We start from the raw sequence: 18,875 nt of genomic DNA on the forward strand, positions 1-18,875 counted from the left end.
CCGACCCGGCTCACCCGCCCGGTCCAGTTCCGCCCGGTCCCGTTCCGCCGCTCCGGCGCAGGTAGCGGACCTGCCGCCGCCGGCCCTCCGCCAGCTCACCGCGCGCGGCCTCGACCTGCGGCCGGTGGGCGACCTCGGGCACGCCGACCTCCCACCAGGCGCCCGCGTCCGTCCACGACGACGGGTGCGTGCGGACGACGACCACGGCCGGCCGGTGCTCGGCCGCCGCCGCGGCACGGGCGTCGAGGTAGGCGGTGCGGAGGTCGTCGACCCCGTCCGCCCGGAACACCGCGCAGCCCAGGGCGGCGGCGTGCGCGGCGAAGTCGGCGCGCGGCGGCTCGGCGTGCCGGGTGCGGACGTCGGCGTAGAGGTTGTTGAACGCGGCCCCGCCCTGCGCCCGCTGGAGCCGGTCGATCACCGCGTAGCCGTCGTTGTCGCAGACCACGGCCACGAAGCCGTGCCCGGCGAACGCCGCCGAGAACAGCTCGGAGTTCAGCATCAGGTACGAGCCGTCGCCGAGCAGGGTGGTCACCACGCCCCCGGTGCGCGCGATCGCCGCGCCCCACGCGCCCGCCAGCTCGTAGCCCATGCAGCTGAACCCGTACTCGACGTCCATCGTGGCCTCGCCGACCGCGCGCCAGCCGCCGACCAGCTCGCCCGGCAGGCCGCCGGACGCCGTCAGCACGTAGTCGGCCGGCCCGGACAGGTCGTTGACCACGCCCACGACCTGCGCGTACGTCGGCGTGCCGGACGGGGCGCCGGAGGGGGTGCCGGACGGGGCGCGCAGGTGGTCGACGTACGCGTCCCACCTCGCGCGTTCGTGCGCGGCCCGCGCCGTCCACCGGGGGTCGGCCCGCCAGTCGCCCAGGGCGTCGGTCAGCTCCCGCAGGCCCTCGTCGGCGTCGGCGACCAGCTCCAGCGCGCCGTGCTTGACCGCGTCGAAGCGGGCGGCGTTGAGCGCGACGAGGGCGGCGCCGGGGGCGAACGCCGTCCACGACGCGGTGGTGAAGTCCTGGAGCCGCGTGCCGGCGGCGAGCACCGCGTCCGCCTCGGCGGCCAGGGCGTTCGCCGAGGACGAGCCGGTGACGCCGAGCGGGCCGGCGTGCAGCGGGTGGTCGTGCGGCACGAGGGTGCGGCCGGCGGTGGTCTCCACGACCGGGACGCCGTGCCGCTCGGCGAAGCGCACGGCCCGGCCCGCGGCGCGCGAGTACCGGACGCCGCCGCCGAGGACGAGCAGCGGCCGTTCCGCCCTCCTCAGCACGTCCGCGGCCTCGCCCAGGGCGCGGGCGTCGGGGCGCGGGCGGTGCGGGCGGTGGGTGGTCGGGGCGAACAGGGCGTCCGGGAAGTCGAACGCCTCGGCCTGCACGTCCTGCGGGAGGGCGAGGGTGACCGGGCCGCAGTCGGCCGGGTCGGTCAGGACGCGGGCGACCTGCGGGAGGGCGTTCAGGAGCTGCTCGGGGCGGGTGATGCGGTCGAAGAAGCGGCTGACCGGCCGGAACGCGTCGTTGACCGTGGTGGTCGGGTCGCCGAAGTGCTCGACCTGCTGGAGGACGGGGTCGGGCGCGCGGCTGGTGAACGCGTCGCCGGGCAGCAGGAGCAGCGGCAGGCGGTTGGCGTGCGCGACGCCCGCGGCCGTGACCATGTTCAGCGCGCCGGGGCCGAGGGAGGAGGTGGCGACGCCGACCTGGCGGCGGTGGGTGGCCTTGGCGATCCCGACGGCGGCCAGCGCCATGCCCTGCTCGTTGTGCCCGCGCCACACGGGCAGGTGATCTTCGACCTCCTCCAGGGCGGTGCCGAGGCCGAGCACGTTGCCGTGGCCGAAGATCGCGAAGACGCCGGGGAACAGCGGGGCCGCGGCGCCGCCGTCGAGTTCGGTGCGCTGGGCGAGCAGCCAGCGGACCAGGGCCTGGGCGGTGGTGAGCCTCACCGGCGCCTCCCCCTGGCGGTGGTGACCGGGCAGCGCGGGTCGGTCGGCTGCGCGGCCCAGGTGTCGCGGACCCAGGAGTGGGCGGGGTCGTCGCAGGACGCCATCGACCTCGTCGGGCCGGGACCGGCCAACACGTTCAGGTAGTACAGCGGGTAGCCGGGGGCGGCGACGCACGGACCGTGGTAGCCGCGGGGGACGAGGAAGACGTCGCCGTCGCGGACGACCACGTCCTCGTCGAGCGCGCCGTCGTCGGTGTAGGTGCGGTGCAGGCCGAACCCCTCGCGCGACGGCGTGACCTGGTCGCGGCCGGCGACGCGGAAGTAGTAGACCTCCTCGTTGGCGACGTCGCACGTGCCGTCGTGCTTGTGGGGCGGGTAGGACGACCAGTTGCCGTCCGGGGTGATCAGCTCGCAGGCCATCAGGCGGTCGGCGTGGTCCCAGGCGCCGGGGACGCCGAAGTTCGTGACCTGGCGGGTGGCGCCGGCCGCGCCCCGGACCTCGACGGGCACGTCCTCCGCCGGGCCGTAGCGGGGCGGCAGCGGGCGTTCGCAGCGGGCCATCGGGAGGGCGACCTCGACGCCGTCGCGGGTGGACAGGCGGACCTCGGAGTCCCGGCCGACGTAGGCGAAGTCGGTGACCCGGGTGAAGACCGACTCCCGGCCGACCAGGTCGAACCGCTCGACGGCCCCGTCCGCCGCGGTGACCTCGACCGCGCAGCCGCCCGACAGGGGCAGGACGAACGCCTCGAACCCGCCCGTGCGCACGGTCAGCTCCCGGCCGGCGTGGAGCAGCAGCACCCGCAGCGCGACCCGCTCCCACCCGGCGTCGTCGGGCGTCAGCTCGACGGGGTGCCCGCCGCGGGCCAGGCTCCCGAGCGGTCGGTGCAGCTCCACGCGTGGACCTCCCGGTGTCACAGGTGCTCCTCGATCTCGCGCGCGGTGGGCATGGCGTCCGCGCACGCCAGCCTGCCCGCGACCAGTGCGCCGGCCACGTTGGCGTACCGCGCGGTCCGCGGCGGGTCCCAGCCGGACAGCAGGCCGTGGACCAGGGCGCCGCCGAACGCGTCACCGGCACCCAGGCCGCACACCACGTCCACGGGGTGCGGCGGCACGGTCCAGGCCCCGGCCCGGGTCGCGACCAGCACGCCCTCCGCGCCCTTCTTCACCACGGCCAGCTCCACGCCCCGGTCCAGCAGGCGGGCGGCGGCCTCGTCGGGGTCGGCGGTGCCCACGGCGACCTCCACCTCGGCCCGGTTGCCCACGGCGACCGTGACGTGGTCGAGCATCCAGCCGATCTCGCGGCGCGCGGACCCGCCGTCCGGCCAGAACGCCGGGCGGTGGTCCAGGTCGAGCACGGTGTGCGCCCGGCGGGCGCGGTGGCGGAGGACGGCGCGCTGCGTGGCGCGGGCGGGTTCGGCGGCGACGCCGGTGCCGGTCACCCAGAGCAGGGGCACCTCGGCCACCAGGTCCCACGGCACGTCGGCCGGCTCCAGCGCCAGGTCGGGGGCGAGGGGTTCGCGGTAGAACAGCAGCGGCGGGTCCTCGGGCGGGTCGAGGGCGCAGAACACGACGGGCGTCCGCAGGCCGGGGGCGGTGCCGACGAACTCTGCCGACACGCCGAACGAGGTGAGCGCGGACCGCACGTACGGGCCGAAGCCGTCGGGGCCGACCTTGGTGAGCACGGCGGCGCGCCGGCCGAGGCGGGCGGCGGCGACGGCGACGTTGGTGGCGGTCCCGCCGAGGGACTTCGCGAACGTGCGGACCTCGGCCAGCGGCACGCCGCTCTGCTCCGGGTACAGGTCGACGCCCACCCGGCCGATGGCGAGCAGCTCCGGCGGCGCGCCCATCAGGTCGTGCCCCGCAGCTCGTGGGTCAGCGCCTCCAGCTCGGGGCCGCCCGCCATCTGCCGGGTCAGCTCGTCCAGGCCGATGTCCGCCTTGTCGTGCGTGCCGAGCGGGCGACCGCGCTTGAGCAGCAGGAACCGGTCGCCGACGGGGTAGGCGTGGTGCGGGTTGTGGGTGACGAGCACGACGCCGAGGCCGCGGTCGCGGGCCCGCGCGACGTGCTTGAGCACGAGGCCCGCCTGCTTGACGCCGAGCGCGGCGGTGGGCTCGTCGAGGACGAGGACCCGGGCCCCGAAGTGGACGGCGCGGGCGATGGCGACGCACTGGCGCTCGCCGCCGGAGAGCGTGCCGACGGGTTGCTCGACGTCGCGCAGGTCGATGCCCATCCCGGCGAGGGCGGTCCTGGTGGTCTCGCGGGCGCGGCGGCGGTCGAGGAAGCGGAACGGGCCGACGCCGGTGGTGGGTTCGGCGCCGAGGAAGAAGTTGCGCCACACGCTCATCAGCGGCACGACCGCGAGGTCCTGGTGGACGGTGGCGATGCCCAGGTCGAGGGCGTCGCGGGGCGACCCGAACCGGACGGGTTCGCCGGAGACCAGGAACTCGCCGGTGTCGTGCCGGTGCACGCCGGAGAGGATCTTGATCAGGGTGGACTTGCCCGCGCCGTTGTCGCCGAGCACGCAGGTGACCTCGCCGGCGTCGACGACGGCGGACACGTCGCGCAGGGCCACGACGCTGCCGTGGGTCTTGCCGACACCGCGCACCTCGATCAGCGGGACGCTCATCGCCGCACCCTCTCCGCCCGGCGCCGCAGGGCGTTGTTGACGAGCACGGCGGCGAGCAGCATCACGCCGAGGAACAGCTGGAACCAGTCGGAGTTCCAGTTGGCGTAGACGATGCCCTGCCGGGCCATGCCGAAGATGAGCGCGCCGATCGCCGCGCCGACCGCCGAGCCGAACCCGCCGGTGAGCAGGCAGCCGCCGATGACGGCCGCGATGATGTACTGGAACTCCAGGCCGATGCCCTGGTTGGCCTGCACGCTGGTGAACCGCAGGATGTTGATCGACCCCACGACCCACGCGGCGAACGCGGTGGTGGTGAACAGGGCGACCTTGGTGCGGAACACCGGCACGCCGACCGCCCGCGCCGACGGCGCGGAACCGCCGACGGCGAACGTCCAGTTCCCGAAGCGGGTGCGCAGCAGGACCGCGGAGGCGACGACCGTGAACAGCACCCACCACGCGATCGACGCGTAGAAGGCCGTGCCGCCGATCGTGACCGTCGAGGCGAACAGGAACCCAGCGGACGCGTAGCCGTCCGCGGACCTCATGCCGGACACCTGCACGGTGCCGGTGACCAGGCGCGTCACGCCGAGGTTGAGGCCCTGGAGGGCGAGGAACGTGCCGAGGGTGACGATGAAGCTGGGCAGGCCGGTGCGCAGGACGAGCCACCCGTTGAGCGCGCCGACGCCGAGGGCGAAGACGAGGGACGCGAGCAGGGCGAGCCACACGTTCCAGCCGAGCCGGGTCGCCAGGATCGCGGTGACCAGGGCGGTGGAGGCGGTGAGCACGCCGGCGGACAGGTCGAACTCGCCGCCGATCATGAGCAGCGCGACGGCGACGGCCATGATGCCGAGGGTGGACGCGTCGTCCAGCCAGGTGGCGACGCCGCCGACGCTGAGGAACCGCTCGGTGGCCACCGAGAAGAACGCGAAGACCAGCAGCGCGCCGAGCAGCGAGCCGATCTCGGGGCGGAGGACGAGCCGGTCGAGCGGACCCCGCGACCGGGTGCGCTCGTCGGCCGCGGCGGGCGCGGTCGTCACCGGGTGCCGCGCTCGGCGTACTCGGCGACCTCGTCCACGTTGGACCCGTCGACGAACCCGGGCCCGGTGAGCACGGGCTTGCCGCCGCCGACGGTGTTGGCGTTGTCGCGGTACAGCTTGAGCATCACGACCGGCAGGTAGCCCTGCTCGTACTGCTGCTGGTCGACGGCGAACAGCACGTCGCCCGCCTTGATCGCGGCGGTGACGTCGGCGTTGAGGTCGAACGCGGCGACGACGGCCTTCGACGAGGCGCCCTTGACGGCGTTGACGGCGGACCCGGCGACCTGCGGGTTGAGCGCGAGGACGGCGTCGACGGAGGTGTCGGTCCGGAGCGCGCCCCGGATGCGGGCCTCGGCGTCGGTGGGGTTGTTGATGTCGACCTGGAGGGTGGTGACGTCGCCGCCGAAGCCGGTGCGCGCGCCGTCGCAGCGCTGGTCGAGGCCGATGTTCCCGGCCTCGTGGATGACGCACAGCAGCTTGCGCTTGCCCGCGTCCCTGAGCTTCACGCCGGCCTGCTCGCCGGCGACGGTCTCCTCCTGGCCGACGTGGGCGAGCGCGCCGAACTCGGCGGACCGCGCGGAGCCGGAGTTGATGGTGATGACGGGGATGCCCGCCTTGACGGCGTTCTCGACGGAGGTCCTGAGCGCGTCGGGGTTGGCCAGGGACACGACGATGCCGCCGACCCGCTGGGACACGGCGTTGTCGACGAGGGTGGCCTGGCGGCCGGGGTCGCCGTCGGAGTTGTAGTCGACGGTGACGCCGAGCTGCTTCCCGGCGTCGGTGGCGCCGTTCTTCACCACGTTCCAGAAGGCGTCGCCCGCGGTGCCGTGGGAGATGACGGCGACGCGCAGGTCACCGGTCGGGGCCTGGGCCGCGCCGGTGCCGGTGCCGTCGGTGCTGGTGGCGGCGGGGCCGCTGCACGCGGCCAGCAGCGCGAGGCCGGCCAGGGCGAGGCCGGCGCGCACCGCCGTTCGGGGGGACGTCATCGTCGCTCCAGTTCGGGGATCAGGGTGGCGAGGTGGGCGAGGCTGCGCGCGGTGTCGTGCAGCGGGCCGGCCGGGGCTTCCCGGGTGCCCTGGGCGGCCCAGGTGCTCGGGGTGCCCGGGGTGTCGTCGGGGTCGAGCGCGGTGTCCTGCTCCAGGACCCACCAGCCGGTGTAGCCGGCGGCGCGCAGGGTGGTGACGAGGGCCGCGACGTCCACGTCGCCGTCGCCCAGCGGCGCGTACAGGCCGTGCCGGACGGCGTCGGCGTAGGTCGTGGCGCCGGAGCGCACGGTGGCCGCGACGTCGGCCCGCACGTCCTTGAGGTGCACGTGCCCGACGCGGTCGGGGTGGCGGCGGGCCAGGTCGACGGGGTCGGTGCCGCCGATGAGGAGGTGGCCGGTGTCGAGGCAGAGCGGCAGGTCGGAGTCGGCGAGGAACCGCTCGACCTCGGCCGCCCGCTCGACGTGCGTGCCGACGTGCGGGTGCAGGGCGGTGCGCAGGCCGTGCGCGGCGGCCCGGTCGCGGACCCGCGCGGCGCCGGCGACGAGGGCGCGCCACTCGTCGCCGGTGAGGTCGGGGCGGTCGTCGTAGCCGTCGAGGCCGGTGGCGGCGGCGAGCACGAGCACCTCGGCGCCGCCGGCGGCGAGCAGGGCGGCGACCCGGTCGGCCTCGGCCTCGGCGGCCGGGTCGCCGGTGTGCAGCGGCACGGCGAGGAAGCCGCCGACGAGCGCGAGGCCGTGCCCGGCGAGGAGGTCGCGCAGGGCCCGGGGGTCGGCGGGCAGGTAGTCGGGCGGGCCGAGTTCGGTGGCGCGCAGGCCGAGGGACGCCATCTCGGCGAGCACGGTGGCGGGGTCGAGGACGCGGCCCCAGCCGGGGACCTCGCACACGCCCCACGAGATCGGGGCCCCGGCGAGCCTCACGCGACGGCCTCCTGCTCGACGCGCACGGGCGCGCGACCGCGCCGGGACCGCTCGCACGCCTCGGCCAGCCGCAGGCTGACCAGGCTGTCCCGCACGGGCGAGGGGTTGGCCGCCGTGCCGGCGACGACGCGGGTGAACACGGCCACCTCGTTGAGGTAGGCGCGGTGGAAGCGCTCCGGGAAGCCGGGGTAGGCGTCGGCGCCGGCCTTCGGCCCGTCGGGTTCGAGCGAGGTGAGCGGGGTGCGCGGGTCGAGGCCGGTGGCGAGCGAGTCGCGGCTGCCGAGCACCTCGATGCGGTGGTCGTAGCCGACGGGGTCGTGCCTGCCGCCCGCTAGGACGGCGTGCGCGCCGCCCGCGAACGTCAGCAGCACCACGGCGTTGTCCACGTCGTCGGCCGCCGCGAACGCCTCGTCCACCAGCACGGACCCGGAGGCGTAGACCTCGACGACGGGTTCGCCGACCAGCCACGGGACGGCGTCCAGGTCGTGGATGAGCAGGTCGCGGAAGATGCCGCCGGACTGCGGCAGGTAGGACGGGTCGGGCGGCCGGGCGTCGTTGCCGAGGGCGCGCACCAGGTAGACGTCGCCGACCTCGCCCGCGCGGACGCGGCGGTGCAGCTCGGACACGGCCGGGTCGAACCGGCGCTGGAAGCCGACGAGCACCTCCACGCCGGACGCCTCCACGTCGGCGACCAGCGCGGCCATCTCGTCGAGGTCGCTCGCGACGGGCTTCTCGCACAGCGCGGGCACGCCCGCGGCGACGGCGGCGCGCAGCAGCGCCGGGTGGGTGGTGGTGGGCGTGGCCAGCAGGACGCCGTCACTCGCGGTGATCAGCGTGTCGAGGTCGTCCACGCTTCTGGTGCCGGGCAGGAGCACCGAGGCCGCCGCCGCGCGGCCGGGGACGGGGTCGAACAGCAGCACCTCGTGGACGTCGTCGAGGGTGGCCAGGTTCGTGGCGTGCATGGTGCCGATCCGACCGACCCCGGCTACTCCGATCCGCATTCCGCTGCTCTCCGTCCTGGTAGACGCGGTCTACCGTTAGAGCGCTCTATTGGTTGGAGCGCCCCAATGCTGTAGCGTGCGTCACACTGGTGTCAAGGTCGCGTTCGCCGCCGGCAGGCGCGGCGCCGAGGAGGCACCCGTGGCAAGACCCACCATGGAGGACGTCGCCGCCCGCGCCGGGGTCTCGCGCGCCCTGGTCTCGCTCGTCATGCGAAGGTCACCGAGGGTGAGCGACCAGCGTCGTGCGGCGGTGCTGCGGGCGGCGCGGGAGCTGGGCTACTCGCCGCACGCCATGGCCCGCTCGCTGGCCAGCCGCACGTCGCACGTGCTCGGCGTGATGGTGTCCGACCTGCACAACCCGTTCTTCGCGGAGGTCGTGGACGGCCTGGACGAGGTGGCCCGGGACCGCGGCTTCGACCTGATCATCAACACCGGCGGGCGCAGCCCGGCGCGGGAGCGGCGCGCGCTGGACAGCCTGCTGTCGTTCCGGCCGGCGGGCCTGGCGCTGCTGTCGCCGGTGGTGCCGTCGGCGGACCTGGGCCGGGCGGCCGACCAGGCGCCGGTGGTGCTCGTCGCCCGCTCGTCCCGGCTGGCCACGGTGGACACGGTCAACGACGACGGCGAGCGCGGCATCGCGCTGGCCGTGGACCACCTGGTGTCGTTGGGGCACCGCGGGATCGCGCACCTCGACGGCGGCGGGGGCGCCCAGGCGGCGTCCCGGCGGCGCGGCTACCTGGCGGCGATGGCGGCGCACGGCCTGCCGCCGCGGGTCGTGCCCAGCGAGTACACCGACGCGGCGGGCGCGCGGGCGGTGCGGGAGCTGCTGGGCGACGTGCCCACCGCGATCGTCTCGTGCAACGACGTCAACGCGGTCGGCGCGATCTCCGCGCTGGAGGGGGCCGGGTACCGCGTGCCGCGCGACGTGTCGGTGGTCGGCTACGACAACACGTCGCTGGCGGCGCTGCGGCACGTGTCGCTGACGACGGTCGACCAGCCGCGCAACGAGTTCGGCCGGCTCGCCGCCGAGGCGCTGCTGCAACGGGTGCGGGGCGAGCGGGCGGAACCGGTGCGGCACCTGCTGCACCCGTCCCTCGTCGTCCGCTCGACCACCGCACCCGCACCGTGACCCGGGCGTCACCCCGGGCAGCGCCTCGACAACGCCTCGGGCAGCGCCCCGGGCAGCGCCTCAGGCGTCGACCTTCGGCCGCTCCACCTCGGGCGACGGCTCGACGGGCGGCTCCGGCCTGCGGGTCAGCTTCCTGACCAGCGGGAACAGCAGCAACAACGCCACGACCGCGTACACGGCGATCGAGAACGGCGTGTTGACCAGGCCGGTGAGCGCCCCGTCCGACAGCTGGAGCGCCCGGCGCATCTGCTGCTCGGCGGCCGGGCCGAGGATGACGCCGATGATCGCGGGCAGCACCGGCAGGCCGTAGCGGCGCATCACGAACCCGAGCACGCCGACCACGAACATCACCAGCAGGTCGAACACGTCCGCGTTCACCGCGTACGCGCCGACGCTCGCGAAGAACAGGATGCCCGCGTACAGGTACGGCCTCGGGATGCGCAGCAGCTTCGCCCACACCGGCGCGAGCGGCAGGTTCAGCACCAGCAGCAGGCACAGGCCGATGAACAGCGACGCGATCAGGCCCCACACCAGCTGCGACTCCCGCTCGAACAGCAGCGGGCCGGGCTGGATGCCGTACTGCTGGAACGCCGCCAGCATCACCGCGGCCACCGCCGTGGTCGGCAGGCCGAGCGTCAGCATCGACACGAGCGTGCCCGCGGCGGACGCGCTGGCCGTCGCCTCGGGACCGGCGACGCCCTCGATGGCGCCCTTGCCGAACTCGGCGCGGTGCTTCGACAGCCGCTTCTCCGCCACGTAGGACAGGAACGTCGGGATCTCCGCGCCGCCGGCCGGCACCGCGCCGAACGGGAAGCCGATGAACGGCCCGCGCAGCCACGGCTTCCACGACCGGCGCAGGTCCTCGCGGCCCAGGAACGCGCGGCCCACCGGGATGGGCAGCACGGGCTTGCGGCGCAGGTGCGCGGCGACCCACAGGGACTCGCCGACCGCGAACAGGGCCACCGCGACCACGACCACGTCGATGCCGTCGGCCAGGTGCAGCGAGCCGAACGTCAGCCGCTGCTGGCCGGTCATCTCGTCCAGGCCGACCAGGCCGATGGCGAGGCCGATGAGCAGCGACGCGAAACCGCGCACCCGGGACGCGCCGAGCACCGACGTGACCGCGATGAACGCCAGCACCATGATCGCGAAGAAGTCGGGCGCGCCGATGTCGACGGCGAGTTCCGCCACGGTCGGTGCGAGCAGGACGAGCAGGGTCGTGCCGATGATCCCGCCGATGAAGTGGCCGATTGCGGCGGTCGCAAGCGCTTGCGCGCCGCGGCCCTTGCGGGCCATCGGGTTGCCGTCGATGGCCGCCACCACCGCCGCGCTCTCGCCCGGTGTGTTCAGCAGGATCGACGTGGTCGAGCCGCCGAACATGCCGCCGTAGTAGATGCCCGCGAACATGATGAACGCGCCCGTCGGGTCCAGCCCGTAGGTCACCGGCAGCAGCAGCGCCACCGCCATCGCCGGCCCGATGCCCGGCAGCACGCCGATCGCCGTGCCCAGCAGCACGCCCAGCGCGGCCAGCGCGAGGTGCGTCGGCGTCAGCGCCGTCGCGAACCCGTCGAGGAGGTTGTTGAACGATTCCACGTCAGAACATCCCCACCAGAGGCCCGCCGGGCAGGGGCACCCCGAGCAGGTTGTTGAACAAGAGGAACGTTCCCACCGACAGCCCGGCGGCGATCAGCGGGTCACGCGTGAAGTGACGGCTGCCCAGCGCGTAGGCCGCACCCCAGAACAGGATCGCGCCCGAGATCGGGAAGCCGACCACGCCGATCAGCGCCGCGTTCGCCAGGAACGCCCCGCACAGCAGCAGCACCGTGCGCCAGTCGGCGGGCGCGCTCAGGTCGACGTCCTCGCCGCCCTCGGCCTCGCCCCGGCCGCCGCGCAGCACGTCCCGCGCCAGCAGCGCCGCCACCACGAGCAGCCCGACGCCCACCACCACGGGCACCGCCTTGGGGCCCACCGGGCCGCGCTGCGCGAAGTCGGTGTGGATGCGGATCGCGTCCACCAGCACCAGCACGCCCAGCGCGACCAGCACCGCCGACACGCCCAGCTCCGAGTGCCCGCGCCACCAGCTCCCACCCGACGCCTCGCGCACGTCGGTCCTGCCCGTTCCCGGCACCTCACGCGTGTCCGTCCCGCCCGTGCCCGATGCCTCGGGCGCGTCCGGTCCGCCCGTCCCCGGTGCCTCGCGCGCCTCGGTCCCGCTCATGCCAGCCCCAACTCCTTCAGCACGCTCGCCACCCGGTCGTTCTCCTCGCGCAGGAACGCGCCGAACTCGTCACCGGGCGCGAACGCGTCGGTCCAGCCGTTGCGCGCCACCGCCTCCCGCCACTGCGGCGTGGCGTGCAGGTCGGTGAACAGGTCCACCAGCCGCGCCCGGTCGGTGTCCGCGATGCCCGGCGGCGCGACCACGCCCCGCCAGTTCGTGAACTCGACGTCCACACCGGACTCGCGCAGCGTCGGCGCGTCCACACCGGACAGCCGTGCGCCGCTGGTCACCGCCAGCACCCGGATTTGCCCGGCCTCGATCTGGTCGCGGTACTCGCCGACGCCCGACACGCCGAACGCGACCTTGCCGCCCAGCACCGACGCCAGCAGCTCGCCGCCGCCGTCGAACGGCACGTAGTTCACGGTGCGCGGGTCCAGGCCGACGGCCTTCGCGATCAGCATGGGCGCCAGGTGGTCCGGCCCGCCCGGCGACGAACCGCCGCCCACCGGCACCGCGCCCGGGTCCGCCTTCCACGCCGAGACCAGGTCGGCCAGCGACCGGTACGGCGAGTCCTTGCCGACCACGACGATGTCCGGTTCCTCGATGAGCTTCGCGATCGGCGTGGTGTCCAGCAGCGACGACGGCGCCTTGTTCGTGTAGACGCTGCCCACCACGCCCAGGCCCATCGACATGACGAGCTTGCCGTTGCCGCGCTCGTTGACCGTGCGGCCGAGACCGACCGTGCCGCCCGCGCCGGGCAGGTTGAACACCTCCGCGTTGCGGATCAGCTCCGCGTCCTCCATCGCCTTCGCCGCCGTGCGCGCGGTGACGTCGTAGCCGCCGCCCGGCGCGTTCGGCACCAGCACGCGCAGGCTGCGCAGCGACGCCGTGCCGCTGTCGGCGTTCGACGTGAGCAGCGGGGGCACGAGGACCACCACCGCCAGGGCGGCGCCCACCGCCAGCCAGTTCCGGACCCTCACTGTGATCCCCACCTCTCTTCCGCGTGGTTGGACATGTTGCACTCGTGTAAACAGGGAAGTCCCGCTTGCGCGCCTAAGGGTTCTTGTGGTCTTTGTGGTCGCTCCCCGGCCGCTCCTGCGCGAGCGCGATCCGTGGTAGGAGGTGCTGGTGGGAGGTCGGGGTTCGCTCGCCCGCCAGCTGCTCGCGTGGCAACTGGTGGTGGTCGTGGCGCTGTTGTGCGCGGTCGGCGTGCTGTCCGTCGTCCAGGCGGGGGCCAACTTCCGCACGACCGAGGGACGCCGGATGCTCTCCGTCGCCGAGGACGTGGCCGCGACCGCCGGCGTGCGGGCCTCCCTGGTCGACCCCGAACGGCGCACCCACCAGGTGCTCGCCCCGTTCGCGGAAAGCGCCCGCAGCCTGTCCGGCGCCAGCTACGTGATCATCACCGACCCGGCGCGCGAGGTCCTGACCTCCCCCGACCCCGGCCAGGTGGGCACGCTCCTGGACATCGGCGACAGCACCGCCCCGCGCGGCCGGTCGTGGGTCGGCGAACTCGGCGGCGCGACCACCGCCACCGTGCCCGTCATCGGCGACGACGGCGCGGTCGTCGGCCTGGTCGCCGCCGGGCAGCGGGCACCGGGTTTCTGGGAGGGTGTGCTGGACTCACCCGACAACGCCCTGCGGCTGCTGGGCGTGGCGCTGGTCATCGGCGTCACCGGGTCGCTGCTCCTCGCCCGGCGCGTGAAGAACCAGACGCTCGGCCTGGAGCCGCACGAGATCACCGCGCTCGTCGAGTACCGGGAGGCACTGCTGCACGGCATCAAGGAGGGCGTCGTCGCGCTCGACCCGCAGCACCGGATCACGCTGGTCAACGACCACGCGCGGACGCTGCTCGCGCTGCCCCGGGACGCCGTGGGGCGCTCCGTGGCGTCCCTCGACCTCGACGAGCGGCTGCGCGACGTGCTCACCGGCCGCGCCACCGGCGTCGACCAGCTCGCCCTCACCGGCGGCCGCGTGCTGACCCTCAACCACGTGCCGCTCGACGCGCACGGCGCCGTCGTCACCCTGCGCGACCGCACCGAGCTGATGACCCTCCGCGACGAGCTGGACGCCACCCGCCACGCCACCGACACCCTCCGCGCCCAGGCCCACGAGTTCAGCAACCGCCTCCACACCATCGCCGGCCTGGTCGAGCTGGGCGAGTACGAGGAGGTGCGCGGGTTCATCAGCCGGCTCAGCCACGCCCAGGGCGCGTGGCGGGCCGAGGTCGCGGCGGCCGTCGCCGACCCCGCCGTCGCCGCGCTGCTCGTCGCCAAGTCCAGCCTCGCCGCCGAACGCGGCGTCGGCCTGCGGATGGACCCGTCGAGTTCACTCGGACCGGTCGACGAGGAGCTGTCCACCGACCTCGTCACCGTCATCGGCAACCTCGTCGACAACGCCCTCGACGCCCTGTCCGGCGGCGACGGGTGGATCGAGGTGCTGGTCAGGTCCTCGGACGGCGTGCCGGACGACGGGGTGCCGGGCGACGGGGTGCCGGACGGCGGGGTGCTGGTCGTCGTGCGCGACTCCGGGCCGGGCGTAGCGCCGGAACTCGCCGAGGAAGTGTTCCGGCACGGGTTCACCACCAAGGCCGCCGAGCAGGGCGAGCGCGGGCTCGGGCTCGCGCTCACCCGGCAGACGTGCCTGCGGCGGGGCGGGTCCGTGCGGGTGGACGGCGCCGCGTTCACCGCCCGACTGCCCGCCGTGCCGGAGGTGGTCGCGTGATCAGGGTGCTCGTCGTCGACGACGACTTCATGGTCGCCAAGGTGCACAGCGGGTACGTGTCGCGGACACCCGGCTTCGAGGTCGTCGGCGTCGCCCACACCGGCGCCGACGCGCTGCGGCTCGTGCGCGAACTGCGCCCCGACCTCGTGCTGCTCGACGTGTACCTGCCCGACGTCGACGGGCTGAGCGTGCTGCGCGAGCTGCGCGGACCGGCCGACGACGTCGACGTCATCGTGATCACCGCGGCGACCGACGTGGAGACCGTGCGCACCGCCATGCGCGGCGGGGTGCTGCACTACCTGATCAAGCCGTTCGAGTACGCGGCGCTGCGCGACCAGCTGGCCCACTTCGCCGCCCTCGACCGGCGGTTGGAGCAGCTGTCGTCGGCGGGGCAGGCCGACGTGGACCAGGTGTTCGGCGGTAGGCCGCCCAGCGCGCCCGTGCTGCCCAAGGGGCTGTCGGCGCAGACCGCGGCGCTGGTGGAGCGGGTGCTGCGGGCGCGGCCGGAGGGCGTGTCGGCGTCGGAGTGCGCCGAGGCCACCGAGCTGGCGCGGGTGTCGGCGCGGCGGTACCTGGAGCACTTCGTGAACGCCGGCCGGGCCGAGGTGAAGCTGAAGTACGGCGGGACGGGACGGCCGGAACGCCTGTACGTGTGGCGGGTCTGACCGGTTCCCGACACCGGTTCTCATCGCCGCTGCGGTCGCTAGTCCCAGTTGCCGCCGCGACCCCGCCCCTGCTTGGTCTGCGCCCGGCGCTTCTTCTCCGCGATCCGGCGCTCCTGCGAGCCCCTGGTCGGCTTGGTCGCCCGGCGCACCGGGGGCGGCGCGGCGGCGGCGTCGCGCAGGATTCGCGCGAGCCGCTCCCGTGCCGCCACGCGGTTCTGCAACTGGGCCCGGTGCTCGCTGGCGACGACCGTCAGCACGCCGTCCACCAGCCGTTTCTCCAGCCGGCCGAGCATCCGGTTCTTCAGCCAGCCGGGCACCGAGGGCGAGGACGCCAGGTCGAACGACAGCTCGACCCGGCTGTCCGCCGTGTTGACGCCCTGGCCGCCGGGACCGGACGAGCGCGAGAACCGCTCGCTCAACTCGGTCGCCGGCACCACCAGCGTCCGCGTCACGACCAGGTCCTCAGCCATGCGTCCAGGTTAGAAGATCAACCGGGGTACGGTCGCCGGGTTTACCGGCCCCGGCCCCCGTCGAGGCCCAGCAGCGCGGTGCGGTCGCCGCGCGGCGGGCATGAGGGCTTCCGCACAGCCAGCGCACGGGTTCCGCGCGGCCGACGCCCACACGGCCGGCCGTGTGGGCGTCGGCGGGCGGGTGTCGGCGTGTTCGCCGGGCTCGTCGTCCTGGTCCGCCGCGGCCCCCTCCTCCGTCGCCGCTTGGTACGGGGAGGGGGTTCGGGGGCGTCTCGGCACGGGGGTGGGTTGGCGGCGTTCCGTTCTCACTTCAACCGATGGCGGTAACGGCGTTTTCGTACATGTTCGGGCCCATGTTCACCCGATCGTGAGGTCCGAGGCGCTGTTTCCGCAGGTTGGAGGGGTTCGGGAAGGTAGTCAGAAGCGGGGGTGGTCGCCTACCAGGGTGGCTCGCGGCTCGTCACCTTCGGCGCGGACCACGTCGCCCAGGACCCAGGCGGGCACGTGGCGGGCCGTGAGGACGGCCAGCGCGCGGTCCACGTCCTCGGGGGCGACGACCGCCACCATGCCGATGCCCATGTTGAAGGTCTTCTCCATCTCCGCGCGCTCGACGCGGCCGCGCTGGGCGATGAGGGCGAAGACCGGGGCCGGCGTCCAGGTGTTGCGGTTGAGCTGGGCGCGCAGGCCCTCCGGCAGGACGCGGGCCAGGTTCGCGGCCAGGCCACCGCCGGTGACGTGGGAGAACGTGCGGACCTCGGTCTCGGCGACCAGGGCCAGGCAGTCCTTGGCGTAGATGCGGGTCGGCTCCAGCAGCTCCTCGCCGAGCGTGCGGCCGAACTCCTCGACGTGCCCCTCCAGCGGCATCCGGGCGATCTCCAGCAGCACGTGCCGCGCCAGGGAGTACCCGTTCGAGTGGAGACCGGACGAGCCCATGGCGATCACGACGTCACCGGCGCGCACGCGGTCCGGGCCGAGCATGGCCGACGCCTCGACCACGCCGACGCCCGTGCCGGAGATGTCGTAGTCGTTCGCGCCCATCAGGCCCGGGTGCTCGGCGGTCTCGCCGCCCAGCAGGGCGCACCCGGCCTGCACGCAGCCCGCCGCGATGCCCTCGACCAGGGCCGCGACCTTGTCCGGCACGACCCGGCCGATGGCGATGTAGTCCTGCATGAACAGCGGTTCGGCGCCGCAGACCACGAGGTCGTCCACGACCATCGCGACCAGGTCGATGCCGATCGTGTTGTGCTTGTCCAGCGCCTGCGCGACGGCGATCTTCGTGCCGACGCCGTCGGTGGAGGACGCGAGCACCGGCTCCTTCCAGCGGTCGAGCTTGAGCTGGAAGAGGCCCGCGAAGCCGCCGATGCCGCCGAGCACTTCGGGACGCTGCGCCTTCGCCGCCCACGGCTTGAGCTTCTCCACCGCCTCGTCGCCGGCTTCGATGCTTACCCCAGCTGCGGCGTAGGTCGCCTTGGCGCTGTCCGTCACTTCTCTGTGCTCCATGGTGTCGCGGTGCCGGCGTCGCGGCCCCGCGGTCGGGTCGAGGGCTGGTCGTCGGCCCGTTCCGGCCCGGTCAGGGTCGGCGCAGGGCGTCCTCGGCACCGTACCCGTTCGTCAGGACGGGAGCGGCCGAGCCCGAGACACCGCGGATGCCCTCCAGCAGGTGCTTGCCGATCAGCGCGTCGTCGGGCAGCGGAATCGGGTAGTCGCCGTCGAAACACGCCGTGCACAGGCGGGTCTTCGGCTGCTCGCTGGCGGCGATCAGCTGCTCCAGCGACACGTAGCCGAGGCTGTCCGCGCCGACCGACCGGCGGATGCCGTCGTTGTCGAGGCCGTTGGCGATCAGCTCGGCGCGCGAGGCGAAGTCGATGCCGTAGAAGCACGGCCACTTCACCGGCGGCGACGCGATCCGCACGTGCACCTCGACCGCACCGGCCTCGCGGAGCATGCGGACCAGGGCGCGCTGCGTGTTGCCGCGCACGATCGAGTCGTCCACGACGACCAGGCGCTTGCCGCGGATCACGTCGCGCAGCGGGTTGAGCTTCAGCCGGATGCCGAGCTGGCGGATCGTCTGCGACGGCTGGATGAACGTGCGGCCGACGTAGGCGTTCTTCACCAGGCCCGAGCCGTACGGGATGCCGCTGGCCTGGGCGTAGCCGATCGCGGCGGGGGTGCCGGACTCGGGCACCGGGATGACCAGGTCGGCCTCCACCGGGTGCTCCACCGCGAGCCGGCGGCCGATCTCGACGCGCGTGGCGTGGACGGAGCGGCCGGCGATGGTGGTGTCCGGGCGGGCCAGGTAGACGTACTCGAAGATGCAGCCCTTGGGTTCGGGGTTGGCGAACCGGCTGGACCGCAGGCCGTTCTCGTCGATCGCGATCAGCTCGCCCGGCTCGACCTCGCGGACGAACGACGCGCCCACGATGTCCAGCGCGGCCGTCTCGCTCGCCACGACCCAGCCGCGCTCCAGCCTGCCGAGCACCAGCGGGCGCACGCCCTGCGGGTCGCGGGCCGCGTACAGCGTCGACTCGTCGGAGAACGTGAGGCAGAACGCGCCGCGCAGCGTCGGCAGCAGCTCCAGGGCCGCCTGCTCGATGCCGATGTCGGCGGCGTGGGCGGCGAGCAGGCCGCACACGAGGTCGGAGTCGGTGGTCGCGCCGTGGCCGGTGTCGACACCGGCCTCGCGGGCCTTGACCAGCAGTTCGGCGGTGTTGACCAGGTTGCCGTTGTGGCCGAGCGACAGGCCGGAGCCGGTGGCGGTGGTGCGGAACGTCGGCTGCGCGTTCTCCCACGTGGTGGAGCCCGTGGTGGAGTAGCGGCAGTGGCCGACGGCGACGTGGCCGCGCAGGCTGGACAGCACCTGCTCGTCGAACACCTGGCTGACCAGGCCGAGGTCCTTGAAGACCACCACCTGGCTGCCGTCGCCGACCGACATGCCCGCCGCCTCCTGGCCGCGGTGCTGGAGGGCGTACAGGCCGTAGTAGGTCATCTTCGCGACCTCTTCGCCAGGAGCCCAGACGCCGAACACACCGCATTCCTCGCGGGGTTCGCGCTCTTCCTGTGAATCGTGGTCGGTGCGGCCGGTTGCGGACTGGTCGGTGACCACCGAGTGCTCCCTAGCGACGAGGTCGGGCTGCACGACCGAGTGTACGGCGAACGGAGGCGCATCCAGGGCCGGCAGG

General features: G+C 74.3%; 17 protein-coding genes. 3 read left to right on the forward strand and 14 right to left on the reverse strand.

What is annotated here, in order from left to right:
- Window positions 1-10: 10 nt before the first annotated feature.
- Genes iolD through ACRAKJ_RS40565 form a run of 8 tightly spaced genes read right to left on the reverse strand, consistent with a single transcriptional unit; the run spans window position 11 to window position 8,493 of the window.
- Window positions 11-1,927, reverse strand: a complete 1,917-nt coding sequence (gene iolD, locus ACRAKJ_RS40530; protein ID WP_438923917.1) for a 3D-(3,5/4)-trihydroxycyclohexane-1,2-dione acylhydrolase (decyclizing) — start codon at window positions 1,925-1,927, stop codon at window positions 11-13.
- Window positions 1,924-2,820, reverse strand: a complete 897-nt coding sequence (iolB, locus tag ACRAKJ_RS40535) for a 5-deoxy-glucuronate isomerase (RefSeq protein WP_438923918.1) — start codon at window positions 2,818-2,820, stop codon at window positions 1,924-1,926. The genes iolD and iolB overlap by 4 nt, the downstream gene beginning before the upstream one ends.
- Window positions 2,821-2,837: 17 nt before the next feature.
- Window positions 2,838-3,773 carry a 5-dehydro-2-deoxygluconokinase gene (iolC, locus tag ACRAKJ_RS40540; RefSeq protein ID WP_438923919.1) on the reverse strand — a complete coding sequence of 312 codons (936 nt, stop codon included), beginning with the start codon at window positions 3,771-3,773 and terminating at the stop codon, window positions 2,838-2,840.
- Window positions 3,773-4,552, reverse strand: coding sequence for an ATP-binding cassette domain-containing protein (locus tag ACRAKJ_RS40545; protein ID WP_438923920.1), 780 nt, complete (start codon window positions 4,550-4,552; stop codon window positions 3,773-3,775). The genes iolC and ACRAKJ_RS40545 overlap by 1 nt, the downstream gene beginning before the upstream one ends.
- Window positions 4,549-5,589, reverse strand: coding sequence for an ABC transporter permease subunit (locus ACRAKJ_RS40550; protein ID WP_438923921.1), 1,041 nt, complete (start codon window positions 5,587-5,589; stop codon window positions 4,549-4,551). Before ACRAKJ_RS40550 ends, ACRAKJ_RS40545 begins: the two co-directional genes overlap by 4 nt.
- Window positions 5,586-6,575, reverse strand: coding sequence for a sugar ABC transporter substrate-binding protein (locus tag ACRAKJ_RS40555; RefSeq protein WP_438923922.1), 990 nt, complete (start codon window positions 6,573-6,575; stop codon window positions 5,586-5,588). The genes ACRAKJ_RS40550 and ACRAKJ_RS40555 overlap by 4 nt, the downstream gene beginning before the upstream one ends.
- Window positions 6,572-7,492, reverse strand: a complete 921-nt coding sequence (locus ACRAKJ_RS40560; protein WP_438923923.1) for a TIM barrel protein — start codon at window positions 7,490-7,492, stop codon at window positions 6,572-6,574. Before ACRAKJ_RS40560 ends, ACRAKJ_RS40555 begins: the two co-directional genes overlap by 4 nt.
- Window positions 7,489-8,493, reverse strand: coding sequence for a Gfo/Idh/MocA family protein (locus tag ACRAKJ_RS40565; protein WP_438923924.1), 1,005 nt, complete (start codon window positions 8,491-8,493; stop codon window positions 7,489-7,491). Before ACRAKJ_RS40565 ends, ACRAKJ_RS40560 begins: the two co-directional genes overlap by 4 nt.
- A 139-nt stretch (window positions 8,494-8,632) precedes the next feature.
- On the opposite strand from ACRAKJ_RS40565, the gene ACRAKJ_RS40570 reads away from it, so the two are divergent.
- Window positions 8,633-9,619 carry a substrate-binding domain-containing protein gene (locus tag ACRAKJ_RS40570; RefSeq protein ID WP_438923925.1) on the forward strand — a complete coding sequence of 329 codons (987 nt, stop codon included), beginning with the start codon at window positions 8,633-8,635 and terminating at the stop codon, window positions 9,617-9,619.
- 60 nt (window positions 9,620-9,679) lie between these two features.
- On the opposite strand, the gene ACRAKJ_RS40575 is transcribed toward ACRAKJ_RS40570, so the two are convergent.
- From ACRAKJ_RS40575 to ACRAKJ_RS40585, 3 genes are all read right to left on the reverse strand, one after another.
- On the reverse strand, window positions 9,680-11,212 hold the full coding sequence (locus tag ACRAKJ_RS40575; RefSeq protein WP_438923926.1) for a tripartite tricarboxylate transporter permease: 1,533 nt from the start codon (window positions 11,210-11,212) through the stop codon (window positions 9,680-9,682).
- Between the two features lies 1 nt (window position 11,213).
- Complete coding sequence (locus ACRAKJ_RS40580; RefSeq protein WP_438923932.1) at window positions 11,214-11,723, reverse strand: tripartite tricarboxylate transporter TctB family protein; 510 nt, start codon at window positions 11,721-11,723, stop codon at window positions 11,214-11,216.
- A 110-nt stretch (window positions 11,724-11,833) separates the two neighbouring features.
- The gene (locus ACRAKJ_RS40585) at window positions 11,834-12,817 is read right to left on the reverse strand and encodes a tripartite tricarboxylate transporter substrate-binding protein (protein ID WP_438923927.1); all 984 of its coding nucleotides are present in this window, start codon (window positions 12,815-12,817) and stop codon (window positions 11,834-11,836) included.
- Window positions 12,818-12,965: 148 nt separating this feature from the next.
- On the opposite strand from ACRAKJ_RS40585, the gene ACRAKJ_RS40590 reads away from it, so the two are divergent.
- Window positions 12,966-14,561, forward strand: a complete 1,596-nt coding sequence (locus ACRAKJ_RS40590; protein WP_438923928.1) for an ATP-binding protein — start codon at window positions 12,966-12,968, stop codon at window positions 14,559-14,561.
- Window positions 14,558-15,226 carry a response regulator gene (locus tag ACRAKJ_RS40595; RefSeq protein WP_438923929.1) on the forward strand — a complete coding sequence of 223 codons (669 nt, stop codon included), beginning with the start codon at window positions 14,558-14,560 and terminating at the stop codon, window positions 15,224-15,226. Before ACRAKJ_RS40590 ends, ACRAKJ_RS40595 begins: the two co-directional genes overlap by 4 nt.
- Before the next feature lie 38 nt (window positions 15,227-15,264).
- Here ACRAKJ_RS40595 and arfB read toward each other — a convergent pair whose 3' ends face one another.
- The 3 genes from arfB to purF all read right to left on the reverse strand — a co-directional run bounded on the left by arfB (window position 15,265) and on the right by purF (window position 18,799).
- Entirely contained in the window at window positions 15,265-15,696 is a 432-nt protein-coding gene (arfB, locus tag ACRAKJ_RS40600) for an alternative ribosome rescue aminoacyl-tRNA hydrolase ArfB (RefSeq protein WP_438923930.1), read from the reverse strand.
- A gap of 417 nt (window positions 15,697-16,113) precedes the next feature.
- A complete protein-coding gene (gene purM, locus ACRAKJ_RS40605; protein WP_438926647.1) occupies window positions 16,114-17,196 on the reverse strand; it encodes a phosphoribosylformylglycinamidine cyclo-ligase in 1,083 nt (360 codons plus the stop codon).
- 70 nt (window positions 17,197-17,266) lie between these two features.
- Complete coding sequence (gene purF / locus ACRAKJ_RS40610; protein ID WP_438926648.1) at window positions 17,267-18,799, reverse strand: amidophosphoribosyltransferase; 1,533 nt, start codon at window positions 18,797-18,799, stop codon at window positions 17,267-17,269.
- Window positions 18,800-18,875: the final 76 nt, after the last annotated feature.

Source organism: Saccharothrix sp. DSM 118769 (assembly GCF_052936295.1).